Genomic DNA, 12683 nt, shown 5'->3' with positions numbered 1-12683 from the left:
GCGATCCGTCAGGGGGACGGCGCGTCGCCGTACACCGTCAACCAGATCGCCCGGCCCAGCGCCTCGGCCAGCGCGTCGTCGGTGACCCCGGAGCCCGCGGAGAAGCTGACGGCGATCGCGCGTTCGACCATCGAGGTCAGCACGATGGCGGTGGCCTGCGGATCGATCGCCGGGCTGATCCGCCCCTCGGCGCGGTCGTGCTCCAGCCTGGACCGCACCACCTGCACGAACGAGGCGACCCGGCCGCGCCAGTACGCGCCGACGTCCCGGTCGTAGGCCGCCACCTCGCTCAGTGCCAGCAGCAGGGACCGGTGCTCCCGGAATCCGGCGATCATGGTGCGCACCGCCGTCACCACACCGGCCTGGCGACTGGTGTGCTCGGCGCTCCACCAGCGCTCGGCGGCCTCGAACAGATCCGCCGTGGCCAATTCGGCCATCCGGATCAGCAGCTGACTCTTGTCCGGGAAATACCGGTAGAACGTCGACCTGGCCGACTGGGACGCGGCGGCGATCCGGTGGACGGCGATCTCGGTATAGGGCGTGCCGTCGGCGAGTAGCTCCTCCACCGCGGCCAGGACTCGTCGCTCGAACTCCGCGCGCCGGTCGTCGACGGGCTTGCGCGCGTTTCTGGGGACCCGGGTCAGCGAGGGCATCCGGTTCCTCTCTGCGGCGAAACGGCCGCGTTGTTCGGCTGTGCCGGTGGGGTGCGTCGCACCACGGCCTCCATTCTGCCGACACGGCACCGATATTGACATTCGGGCAGCCACGGTCCATCATCGATCGGACACAGTGTCCGAGACTATATGACCGAGGTGTTCGGGCATGCGCGGATCTTCCTCCCCGGCAATCGAGCACACCGACGTGGTGGTGGTCGGCGCGCGATGCGCGGGCTCGGCGGCGGCGATCGCCTTCGCTCGCGCAGGCCGCGACGTCGTCGCCTTGGACGCGGCGCGCTTTCCCGCCGACACCCTCTCCACGCATCTGCTGTGGCCCGCCGGCCTGGCCGAGCTGCGCCGGTCGGGCGCCTCGGAGCGGGTCGCGCAGCTCGGAGCTCCGGCGCTGACCACAGCCTTCGCCGCGGGCGGCGGCCACCAGGTCCGGTCGTCGTTCACGCCGGTGGACGGCATCGACTACGCGATGTGCGTCCGGCGCACCGGATTGGACGCCGCGCTCGTGGCAACCGCCGTCGACGCAGGGGCACGAGTCCGCGAGGGCGTGCGGGTCACCGATCTGCTCTGGTCCGGCGATCGCTGCGTCGGCGTCCGCTACGGCGACCGCGGCGGTGCGCGCGAACTGCGCGCGCGCCTGGTGGTCGGGGCGGACGGCCGCCGCAGCACGGTGGCCCGGCTGGTCGGCGCCGAGCGACCCCGGCTCAACGCACCGAGCGGACGGGACTGCTACTTCGCTTACTGGCAGGACGGCGCGGCCGACCAGCGGCACGTCGCGGCGCAGTGGCGTTGCGGCCCCGATCTCGGCACCGCGTTTCCCTGCGACGACGGGCTGCTGCTGAGCCTCGTCCAGCCGCCCGCTCGGCCCGGCGAGCCGGGCGCCGGGCGCGCCGAACGCCGGTATCAGGAGGCGATCGAGCGACTACCGGGACTGCGACGGCGGCTGCGCGATTGCCGCCGGGTGGGGCGTGTGCGTTCGGCCACCGGCCTGGCCTCCTACTTCCGGCGCTCGACCGGGCCGGGCTGGGCGCTGCCCGGTGACGCCGGGCATTTCAAGGACCCGGTGACCGCGCAAGGCATCCGAGACGCGCTGCGCTACGGGCGATTGCTCGGCGAACTCGCCGCCCCGGCGCTCGACGACACCGAGCACCTCGATACCGCCCTGACCGCGTGGGAACAGCTGCGCGACAGCGAGTGCCTGAGCGTCTACCAGTGGACCAACCGGCTGGCCAGGGGCACGGCGATGCGTCCGCTGGAGATCGAGCTGTATCGGCAGGCCGCCGCCGACCCGGCGCTGGCCGACGCGGTCACCGCGGTCTTCTCCCGCACGGTGCATCCCGAGGACGTCTTCACTCCCGCCCGCGCCGCGGCGCTGGCGGCGGGAGCACTGCGCGATTCGTGGCGCGCGCCCTGGCCGGTCATCGCGGACCTGGTGGGCGAATGCCGCGACACGATCTCCGAACGACGGGAGGCCCGCGCCTTCGCGCGCACCGATCCCGCCACCGTCATCCCGTCCCGGCCGCCGCGTGGTTTCCTCGCGGCATCTTCAGGAGATCGACATGCATGACCCGCGCCCTCGCCCGACCATCGACCTCACCCGCCGCGACCTGCTGCGCGGCGCGCTCGCTGCCGCAGCGGCCGTCGCCGCCGCCCCGGCACACGCCGCACCGCCCGAAGCTCGCCGAACGCCCGGGCTGCGCACCGGAGGAAAGTCGGTCGCGGTGCTGGGCGGCGGGGTCGCGGGGCTGTCGGCGGCCCACGAACTGATCGAGCGCGGATACGAGGTCACCGTGTACGAACCGGCGTTCCTCGGCGGCAAGGCACGCAGTATGGGCGTGCCGGGCACCGGCACCGACGGCCGCTTGGATCTGCCCGGCGAGCACGGCTTCCGGTTCTTTCCCGGCTGCTACCAGAACCTGCCCGACACCATGCGCCGCATTCCCTTCCCCGGCAATCCCGACGGCGTCGCGGGCAATCTAATCCGGGTCGAAGGCACCGTCGCGGGTTTCCGCGGCAGGCCGCCGATCTTCGCGCCGGTCGAACTCACCGGCATCGATCAGCTCACCCCGCAACGGTTGCAGAACACCCTGGTCGGCGCGTTCGGCTTCATTCCGGAACTGCCGCCGGCCGAGCTCGCGTTCTTCGCCAAACAGATGGCCGTCTGGTTCACCTCGTGTACCGAACGGCGGTTCGGGCAGTGGGAGTACGTGACGTGGGAGCAGATCCTGCGCGCCGAGGGCAAGTCACCGGCATACCGCGAATACCTCGTCAGTGCCCTGACCCGGATCACGGTGGCGGCCAAGCCCCAGGTGAGTTCGGCCAGAACCATCGGCACCATCGGTGAGGCGCTGGTGCTGGCCGGGACCGGAGCGATACCCCAGTACTCCGCAGGTATCGACCGGATCCTCAACCGTCCCACCAACGAAGCGTGGATCGATCCCTGGGTGGCGTATCTGCGCTCGCGCGGCGTGCGATTCGTGCCGGGGCAGCGGGCGACGCGGCTGGAATTGCGTGCGGGCCGGATCGCTTCGGTGACGGTGACCGATGCCGACGGCCGGTCGACCACGGTGACCGCGGACTGGTATCTGTGCGCCATGCCGGTGGAGAAGGCGGTCGCTCTGCTCAGTGACGACATCCTCGACGCCGACCCGCATCTGGCAGGCATGCGGCAGCTGCGCACCGACTGGATGGTCGGCATCCAGTACTACCTCACCCGGCCCACCGAGCTGCCGGAAGGCCACATCGCCGCGCTGGGGTCGCCGTGGGCGCTCACGGCACTGCGCCAGGCCCCCATGTGGGTCGGCGATTTCGCCGCCCGCTACGGCGACGGAACGGTGCGGGAGTGCCTGTCGGTGGACATCTCCGACTGGGACTCCCCCGGCATCCGCTTCCGCCGGCCGGCCAAGCAGTGCACCGCCGTCGAGGTCGCCGAAGAGGTGTGGGCCCAGCTCAGCGAATGGCTCAACACCGCGACGGGCTGGCTGCGCCCCGAGGACATCCGCTCCTGGCATCTCGATCCCGGGGTCACCTGGACCGCGAGCGGCATCCACAACGAAACCCCGCTGCTGGTCAACACGGCCGGCTCCTACGACAACCGCCCCGAAGCCCGCTGCGCCGTCGCGAACCTGTTCTTCGGCGGCGACCACGTGCGCAACAATATCGATCTCGCCACCATGGAGGGGGCCAACGAATCCGGGCGCGCGGCGGCCAACGCCATCCTGGACGCCGCCGACGACCCCGCGCCCCGCGTTCCGGTCTTCCCGCTGGTGTCGCTGCCGGTCTTCGACCCGTGGAAACGCATCGACGCCGACCGGTACCGCGCCGGATTGCCGCATCTGCTCGACGTGTGACCGGCCGCGCCGCGGCGCCGGAACGCTTCCGTGCCCGCCTAGGACGCCTCGGCGGCGGTGATGCTGGTGGTGGCCAGGATCGTGCGCGCGACCAGCTGCGGGTCATCGATCATCGGAACGTGACCGGTTCCCGGCAGCACGGTGAACACGGCCTCGGGCAGGCGCGCCCGGGCGATCGCCGCGTGGATCTCCTCGGGCAGCACACGGTCGTGCTGCGCCCACGCCACCGTGATCGGGCACGGCAGCGGGTCCAGCGCGGCGACTTGCTCGTCGGTGCCGAGCAGGTCGGCGGTCACGGTGCAGCCGAGCAGGTCCCGTAAGAAGGTCATGGCTTGCGCCGCGCTGACGCGATCGCCGTGGACGGCGATGTTGCGCAATGCCACTCGCCGGGCCACCGCACTGCGCAGTGCCAACGGCGCGAGGAAGCCGAGCAGCCGCCCGGTGACCGCCTCGCGGGCGATGCGACGGGTCGCGGCCTTCTGGCTCCCGGCGCCGGATTCCCAGAAGCCGGCAGGCGAGAGCGCGCAGACGGTCTCGGCGCGCCCGCGACGGGCCAATTCGATCGCCATCCATCCCCCCAGCGAGTTGCCCGCGATGTGCACGCGGCGCAGCCCCAGCGCGTCCAGCCGCCGCTCGATGTCGTCCACCAGATGCTCCACCCGCGCCGGACGCCGCAGGGCCGGCGGGCCGCCCCGGTGGCCGACGGCGGTCGGGGTGATCACCTCGTGCCGCGCGGCGAGCAAGGGTGTGACGTCATCCCACACCCGTTCGGACATCGTGACACCGTGCAGAAGAACGAGCGGGGGGTTGCTTGGCATTGCCGTCCCTTCGAGTTCGTAGTGCGATCTCGAAGGTGGATACCACAACCTCACCTACGGTGACAGCGGAAACCCCCACTTCACCGGTCGATCGCACTGACCGTCGCGAGAGTTTGCCCGGCGTAACGCTGACCGCCGCGACACGGCATCGCTACCCTGCTCGACAGCGCGACCGGATCGAGCCGAGCCGCCCGCGCCGGAAGGCAAGAGCCACAATGCCTTCGGCGCGACCGGCGCCGGGATCGCACCCGTCCTCCAGCGCCGTCCGCGGCTCGGCGGCGCGAAGGTCCGTTCCGTCAGACCGCTTCCGGCCGCCAGGTCGCGACCGCCCAGATCACGACGACGTTGATCGCGATGACCAGGATGGACCATGCCGGGTAGTACGGCAGCCACATGAAGTTCGCGATGATCGACAGAGCCGCCAGGCCGATCGCCACCACCCGCGCCCACGTGGCGCCGGTCATCAGACCGATGGCGGCGATGACCAAGAGGATGCCGAGCACGATGTGGATCCAACCCCACGAGGTGGTGTCGAACTTGTAGACGTAGTCGGTGCCGACGACGTACAGCTCGTCCTCGGCGACGGCGGAGATGCCCTGGAAGATCGACAGCACCCCGACGGTCAGCAGCAGGATGGCTGCCGCGATGGACGTGCCCGCCGCGATGCCACGGCGGACGGGGTGTGCCTCCGGTTCGGTCATGTGCGTCATCGGTCGCCCCCTTTCTCGGGAAGTTTTGGACGTTCTCCGAATCTCCACTAGTCGGCCCGGTCGGCACTTCACCCGTTTCGGGTGACTCCGGCGCTTCCGTCTCCCCGGGATGAAAATTCCATAACGACCACCCACGATGTGATCGAGGGGCCTTTCCACCGGGTAAGTTCCGCTACCGAGGCGCGGTAGCGATCTGTCAGCACACGGCCCGGGAGGCACGGTGACCACCTCGCACGTCCCCGCACTACGCCCCATCCCCGCCGCGGCGGAGTCCGCTACCGATATTCCGGCGTTGCCGTTCCCTCCGATCCCCCGGCCGGGCCTGTCCGCCGCCGCCGACGCGGTGACGAGAAACCGCGATGGACACGTCCTGCTGCTGTGCGCGCCTGCCGGAACCGGGAAGTCGGTGCTGATCGCGGACTGGGCCGCCCGGCGCGCGGCGGGCGGATCCGATGTCGCCTGGGTGACAGTCGCCCCGGAGCTGGACGATTCGGCGGCGCTGTGGACCGTGCTGCACGCCCGCTTCGGCGTCCCGGCTACCGACTGCTCGCGACCGCCGACCGCGCAGGCGGCACTCATCGAGACGCTGGACGCGCGGGCGACGCCGACGGTTCTGGTGCTCGACGACGCCCATCTGATCACCGATCCCCTCGCGCTCGCCGGTGTCGAGTATTTCCTGCAGCATGCCCCGCCGTCCGTCACGACGGTGCTGTGCGCGCGCTTCGCGCCGCCGATCCGCTGGCACGTGCTCGATCTCCATTCCCGGCTGACCCGCTGGGGCATGAGCGAACTCGCCCTCACTCCGGATCAGGTCGACGCGCTCTGCCGTGCTCACGGCTGCGAACTCACCGGCGCCGAACTCGACAGCCTCTGCGCGCTGACCCGCGGCTGGGCCGCGCTCGTGCGCATCGCCGCCGCCCACCTGAGTACCCGAACCGACGACCGCGCCGCGGCGCTGACCGTGCTCGCGCGCCCGGCGCGCGCGGTCGCCGATTTCCTGGTCGGCGAGCTCGTCGAGGCGCTGCCGCCCGCACTGCGGCAGTTCCTCACCTACACCAGCGTTCCCGCGTCGTTCACCGAGCAACTCGCCGACGAACTCGTCGGCGGCGGCGCGGGCCATCATCTCTACGAACTCGACCGGATCAACTTCCCGATCGATGCCGCCGTGCGCGGCGGCGAGGTGTGGTTCGCCTGTCATCCGCTGGTGCGTGCCCATTTCCTCGCCGAGGCCCGCCGGCTCGGACCGCAACTGTGCGCGGATCTGCATCGCCAGTCGGCCCGCTGGTTGCGCCGCGCGGGGCTCCCCGCGGCCGCGCTCGGGCATCAGCTCGCGGTCGCCGACCGAGCAGACCTGTGTGAATTCCTGTCCGCCTGCGCGTTGCGGATCGTGCTCGACGGTGAGGGCGCGATGCTGTTCGATCAGGTGGCCCGCTCGGCGCCCGCCTTGCTCGATGATCCCTTCCTGTGGCTGGTGCGCGTGGTGGACGCGCTCGTCGCGGGCAGCACCGCCGCCGCGGTCGCGTGCCTGGACACCGCGACCGCGCGACGTGCCGCGAAGGGCTCCTTCGCCTCCGCCGAACGACTGGACGCGCTCACCCTCGCCGCCACGATCGACGTCGCGGCGACCACCGGAGCCGTCCTCCCCGGTTTCCCGGACCGGGTCGCGCCGACCGGCGACCCCGATCTCGACGCGTACGCCGCGATCCAGATCGCCACCGCCTTCGTCGCGGACGGCGCGGTCGCGCGCGGGGAACAGCTGCTGCACTCCGGGCTCGCGGTGGCCGAGCACGCGGGTCGCCCCCGTCTGGTGCTGCGTGCGCTGACCCGGCTGGCTTTCGCGGCCGACGCCGTCGACGCCGCCACCGCGATGCGCGACCGGGCGGCGCGCGCGCTGGCGATCGCGGACGAACACGGGTTGTCGGAGGTCTCCGACGCCGTGCAGGCGACCGCGATCGCCGCCTACGGCGCCTACCTGCAAGGCGAGACGCCCGACGCGGCGCAGGTCCGCGCCGTGCTCACCGAGCGCGTCGACCACGACGGGTCCCACGGTCCGGTGGCGGGATGGCGCGGCCACGTGGTGGGCCGCCTGCTGCAGCTCGAGCGGGCCGATGAGCAGTCCGCCGCGGTCGACGCGCTGCGGCGCAGCCTGCTGGTTCTGCTGGAACGCGAGGCGGTGCCCGCCGCGACGGGCAGCTTGATCCTGCCGGTGGTCTGGGCGCTGCTGCGGGTACACGACGCCAGGACCGCGCAGCTGCTGGTCGAGCGCGCACGCGGGATCGTGGGCGAACTGCCCGAGGTGCGGTTGGCCGACGCGGCACTGCACGCCGCGGCCGATCGCCGCAAGGCGACCTGCGCGGTTCTCGAACCGCTGCTGGACCGGGCGGGCGAGTTGCGTCCGGTCAGCGCGATCACCGGATGGCTGCTGTACTCCGCGGCGCAACACGAGGCCCGTGCACCGGCCAAGGCCCTCGCCGCACTGGAGAACGCGCTGGGTTCCGCCGCGCCGCACCGGCTGTTGCGGCCGTTCCTCGACGTGCCCGCCGCGATGACGTTGCTGGACAGCTACGCGGGACGTTTCGGCCGGTCGGAGAGCTTCGCGGAGTCGATCCGGCGTCATCCCGCCGCGCGCCGCAGACCCGCCTACCCCGCCTTGACCCACACCGAGATGACGGTGCTCAAACAGTTGCCGTCCGGGCGTACCGCCCAGCAGATCGCCGAGGACCTCGGCGTCTCGGTGAACACCGTGAAGACCCACCTGCGGGGGATCTACGGCAAGTTGGGCACGAACTCCCGGGTGGAGGCCCTCGACCACGCGCGCCGCGGCGGGCTGCTCTGACGCCGGTGATCTGACGCCGGTGACCGGTCGCTGTCCGCTTCCCGGCGGTGGGCGTGGCCTTAGGCTGAGTCATGGCCCTCTCACGGCGGAGTTTGTTACGAGTCGGCGGCGCGGGGTCGGCCGCGCTGCTGGTGGGAACCGCGGCGGCGAGCAGTGCTCGATTCCCCGCCCCCCGCCGGCTCGGCGATCCGTTCGCCCTGGGCGTCGCGTCGGGCGATCCCGCGCCCGACGGCGTGGTGCTGTGGACGCGGCTGGCGCCGGACCCGCTGGCGCCGGACGGGCTCGGCGGCATGCCGATCGACCCGGTCACCGTCGACTACGAAGTCGCCCACGACGAGCACTTCCGGCAGGTGGTGGCGCGCGGGTCGGCGGTGGCCACCCGCGCGCTCGGCCACAGTGTGCATCCGGAGGTGCACGGGTTGGCGCCGGATCGCTGGTATTACTACCGGTTCCGGGCAGGCTCGGCGGTCTCGCCGGTCGGCCGGACCCGCACCGCCCCGGCGCCGGGACAGGCCATGTCCCGTTTGCGATTCGCGTTCGCCTCCTGTCAGTCGTGGAGCTCCGGGTATTACACCGCCTATGAGCACATGAGCCGGGAAGATCTGGACCTCGTCGTGCATCTGGGCGACTACATCTACGAGCGGGCCTGGGTGCGCGGCCGGGCGGGCGTGGAAATGGGCCCGAATTTCCGCGCCGAGGCCGTCGACCTGCCCGGCTACCGGCTGCGCTACGCGCTGTACAAATCGGAACCCCCGCTGCGCGCCGCGCACGCGGCGTTCCCGTGGCTGGTCACGATGGACGATCACGAGGTCGACAACAACTGGGCCGCGGGCGCGCCCGGCATCGGTCTCGACATCTGGCGCGTCCCGGCCCTGTTCCGTCGCCGCCGCGCGGCCGCCTTCCAGGCTATGTACGAGCACCAGCCGCTGCGCCTGGCCCAGCTGCCGTCCGCGGCGGGGATGCGGATGCATCGCCGCTTCCGGTTCGGCGACCTCGCGGAGATCACGATGCTCGACACCCGCCAATACCGCACACCGCAGGCTTGCGAGGGCGCCGTGGTCGACGACTGCGCCGAGCGGCTCTCCACCGATCGGACGATTCTCGGCGCCGCGCAACGCGAGTGGCTGATCGACGGCCTTACCCACTCGACGGCCCGCTGGCAGATCCTCGGCAACCAGGTCGGCATGAGCCAGAACGACTCCGATCCCGGCCCGGAGGTCAGCGTCTCCACCGACGCCTGGGACGGTTACGTCGCCGACCGCAACGCCGTGCTCGGCGCCGCCGCGGCGCGCGGGGCGGGCAACCTGGTGGTGATCACCGGTGACCGGCACGAGAACCAAGCCGCGGACCTGCGCCGCGACTACACTGATCCGGCCGCACCGGTCGTGGCGGCGGAATTCACCGGCACCTCGATCACCAGCAACGGCGACGGAGCCGATCTGAGCGAGAAAGGCCGCACGCTGCTCACCGCCAACCCGGATGTCAAGTTCTTCAACGCCCAGCGCGGGTATGTCCGGGTCGAACTCGACCACCAGCTGTGGCGCAACGATTTCCGCGTCGTCCCGTACGTCCGCCGTCCCGGCGCGCCGATCCACACCCGCGCTGCCTATGTCGTCCAGAACGGGATTCCGGGCGTCGTCGAGGCATGGAATCCCGGCCACGCCGCACCACCGACGCCGTCCGCCGAGGCCGCCGGTCATGCTGACGCCGGCCGCGGTGATCGGTGAGCCCGCGGGCGGACCGGGCGCCGCTGAAGCCGCGGCTCAGCGGCTCACGGACTCCGCACGCAGGATGAGGACGGTGATCTCGCTCGGGGCGAACACCCGCAGCTGCGGCCCCCAGAAACCGGTGCCCCGGCTGGTGTAGAGCTGGGTGCGCTCGCCGTGGCGGCTCAGCCCCGCCACGACGGGCTGGTCGAGCCGGACGAGGTAGTGGAAGGGCCAGATCTGGCCGCCGTGGGTATGGCCGGAGATCTGCAGTGCCACACCCGCGGCCGCCGCCTCGGCGACCTGCTTGGGCTGATGGGCGAGCAGGACGACCGGCGCGTCCGGGTCCGCGCCCGCCAGCGCGGCGGGCAGGTCGGGGCCGTGACCGGTCAGGCCGACGCCCGTCGGGTCATCGATACCGGCGATCACCAGCTGATCGTCGCCGCGGCGCACCGTCTCGTGCTGGTTGTGCAGTGGTCGCCAGCCCAGCGAGGCCATGTGCTCGATCCAGCCCTGTGCGTCACCGAAATACTCGTGGTTGCCGGTGATGTAGAACCGGCCGAGTTCGGCCTCGACCTTGCCGAGCGGATCGACCTGCGCGTGCCGCCGAGCCACCGAGCCGTCCGCGAGATCGCCCGCGTGACAGGCGATGTCCGGGCGCTGCGCGTTGACCACCTCGACCACACGTTCCGACCAGCGCAGCCGGTCGAGTGCGGCGTAATGGGTGTCGGTCACGACCACCACGCGCAGTCCGTCCAGCGCCGGGCCGAGACCGGGAATGCTCACCTGCGTCGTACGCACCCGCGGCACCCGGCGCGCCTCGAACACACCCCACGCCACCAGCGCCGTCGCGACCGCGAGCACACCCACCGCGACGATCCGCGAGCGCGCCGGATCGCCGATGCCGGCGACGGTCAATCCGGCGCGTGCGAGATTGCCCAGCACCGACCAGCTGAAGAACACCCACATCACGCCGAGCAAGGTGTCGCCGACGATCGCGGCGGCGTCCGACTGCGCGGGCCCGTGACCGAGGAACATCGACGCGGGCAAGCAGGCGAAACCGAACAAGAACAGGGCGGAGCCCAGCCAGAACAGCGGGCCGGATTCCTCGGTCGGCGCCGCCACCAGCGTCCACCAGGGCAGCAGGAACAGCACAGCGGGAATCGCCAGGAACAAGATCAGGCGGGGCACAAACTTCAAGAGGGCTCGTCCTCGTGCGCGGGTGTAGCGCGCGGTCCCTCTCCGGCGCCATGGGCGCTTTCGACCATAGCAGCGGCTACGCCACACCGAGCCGGTCGGCGGCGACGGCGAGATCCTTGTCACCGCGGCCGGACAGGCACAGCACGATCACCGAGTCCTCGGGCACCTCGCCGCGCTCGGCCATCTCCATCAGGTAGCCGACGGCATGGGCGGATTCGAGCGCGGCGAGGATGCCTTCGGTATGACTGAGTGCCTGCATGCCGCGCAGGGCTACGGCGTCGGTGGCGGCGCGATAGGCCACCCGGCCACTGTCCTTCAGGTGACTGAGTTCGGGACCGACACCCGGGTAGTCCAGCCCCGCCGCGATGCTGTGGGTGCGCGCGATCTGGCCGTCCTCGTCCTGCAGCAGATAGCTGTAGGACCCGTCGATCTCACCCGGACTGCCCATGCAGAGCGTCGCCGCGTGCTCGCCGGTGTCGACCCCGAGGCCGGCGGCTTCGACGCCGATCAGCCGCACCCGCCGGTCGCCGGCGAACGGATGGAAGACCCCGATGGCGTTGCTGCCGCCGCCCACGCAGGCCAGGACGTAATCGGGCAGCCTGCCTTCGGCACGCACGATCTGGTTCCTGGTCTCCGCGCCGATCACCGTCTGGAAGTCCCGCACGATCCGCGGGTACGGCGCCGGTCCCGCCGCGGTACCGAACAGGTAGTGCGTAGCGTCCACGTCGGCCACCCAGTCGCGGACCGACTCGGTGATCGCCTCCTTCAGCCGCCGCGAGCCGATGTCCACCGGCCGCACCTCGGCGCCGAGCAGCCTCATCCGCATCACGTTCGACGCCTGCCGCCGCATGTCCTCGGTGCCCATGTAGACCACGCAGGTCAATCCGAGCATCGCCGACACCGTCGCGACCGCAACGCCGTGCTGGCCCGCGCCGGTCTCCGCGACGATCCGCCGCTTGCCCATCCGCCTGGCCAGCAACGCCTGCCCGATGGCATTGTTGATCTTGTGCGCGCCGGTGTGGGCCATGTCCTCACGCTTGAGGTACACCCGGACGCCCGGCACGCCCAGCAACTCCCCGAACCGCCGTACCTGATGCAGCAGCGTCGGCCTGCCCACCCGGTCGCGCAACAGCTCCCGGTATTCGGCCATGAACCCGGGATCGGCCCGGGCGATACGGTAGGCGTCCTCCAGGGCCAAGAGCGCGGCCATCAGGCCCTCGGGTACGAATCTGCCGCCGAAAACGCCGAACCGCCCGCGTTCGTCGGGGAACATCTCGTGCCGGTATTCGCTCACCGCCACGTCGTGGTCAAGCCTCATCAACACCAACGCTTTCACCGCCAAAGAGCCGACGGGTCAGTCTGTTCCGCTCGCGCGAGCACAACCCCACGGGTTGG

General features: G+C 71.3%; 9 protein-coding genes. 4 read left to right on the top strand and 5 right to left on the bottom strand.

Annotation, left to right across the window (positions count from 1 at the left end):
- Positions 1–8: 8 nt before the first annotated feature.
- Entirely contained in the window at positions 9–653 is a 645-nt protein-coding gene (locus HOV91_RS09405) for a TetR/AcrR family transcriptional regulator (RefSeq protein WP_174185059.1), read from the bottom strand.
- 169 nt (positions 654–822) lie between these two features.
- On the opposite strand from HOV91_RS09405, the gene HOV91_RS09400 reads away from it, so the two are divergent.
- Positions 823–2235 (top strand): NAD(P)/FAD-dependent oxidoreductase, encoded by a 1413-nt coding sequence (locus tag HOV91_RS09400; protein ID WP_174185058.1) that lies wholly within the window; start codon positions 823–825, stop codon positions 2233–2235.
- Positions 2228–4018: a hydroxysqualene dehydroxylase gene (locus tag HOV91_RS09395; RefSeq protein ID WP_174185057.1), complete on the top strand. Its 1791-nt coding sequence runs from the start codon at positions 2228–2230 to the stop codon at positions 4016–4018. Before HOV91_RS09400 ends, HOV91_RS09395 begins: the two co-directional genes overlap by 8 nt.
- A gap of 38 nt (positions 4019–4056) precedes the next feature.
- Here HOV91_RS09395 and HOV91_RS09390 read toward each other — a convergent pair whose 3' ends face one another.
- Both HOV91_RS09390 and HOV91_RS09385 read right to left on the bottom strand, forming a co-directional pair.
- Positions 4057–4836, bottom strand: coding sequence for an alpha/beta fold hydrolase (locus HOV91_RS09390; protein ID WP_174185056.1), 780 nt, complete (start codon positions 4834–4836; stop codon positions 4057–4059).
- A gap of 296 nt (positions 4837–5132) precedes the next feature.
- Positions 5133–5546, bottom strand: coding sequence for a DUF7144 family membrane protein (locus HOV91_RS09385; protein ID WP_174185055.1), 414 nt, complete (start codon positions 5544–5546; stop codon positions 5133–5135).
- Between the two features lie 220 nt (positions 5547–5766).
- Here HOV91_RS09385 and HOV91_RS40800 point away from each other — a divergent pair, with 220 nt between their 5' ends.
- Positions 5767–8382: a LuxR C-terminal-related transcriptional regulator gene (locus tag HOV91_RS40800; RefSeq protein ID WP_174185054.1), complete on the top strand. Its 2616-nt coding sequence runs from the start codon at positions 5767–5769 to the stop codon at positions 8380–8382.
- A gap of 71 nt (positions 8383–8453) precedes the next feature.
- Positions 8454–10109 carry an alkaline phosphatase D family protein gene (locus HOV91_RS09375; protein ID WP_174185053.1) on the top strand — a complete coding sequence of 552 codons (1656 nt, stop codon included), beginning with the start codon at positions 8454–8456 and terminating at the stop codon, positions 10107–10109.
- Positions 10110–10145: 36 nt separating this feature from the next.
- Here the strand turns inward: HOV91_RS09375 and HOV91_RS09370 are convergent, their stop codons facing one another.
- Together HOV91_RS09370 and trpB are read right to left on the bottom strand one after the other, a co-directional pair.
- Positions 10146–11288, bottom strand: a complete 1143-nt coding sequence (locus tag HOV91_RS09370) for a metallophosphoesterase (protein WP_174185052.1) — start codon at positions 11286–11288, stop codon at positions 10146–10148.
- A 76-nt stretch (positions 11289–11364) separates the two neighbouring features.
- Positions 11365–12606: a tryptophan synthase subunit beta gene (gene trpB / locus HOV91_RS09365; RefSeq protein ID WP_174185051.1), complete on the bottom strand. Its 1242-nt coding sequence runs from the start codon at positions 12604–12606 to the stop codon at positions 11365–11367.
- Positions 12607–12683 lie beyond the last annotated feature (77 nt).

Source organism: Nocardia barduliensis, assembly GCF_013315795.1.
GTDB classification, from domain to species: Bacteria; Actinomycetota; Actinomycetes; order Mycobacteriales; family Mycobacteriaceae; genus Nocardia; species Nocardia barduliensis.
Note: the sequence above shows the minus strand (reverse complement) of the source record. Positions and strands in the feature narration are given on the sequence as shown.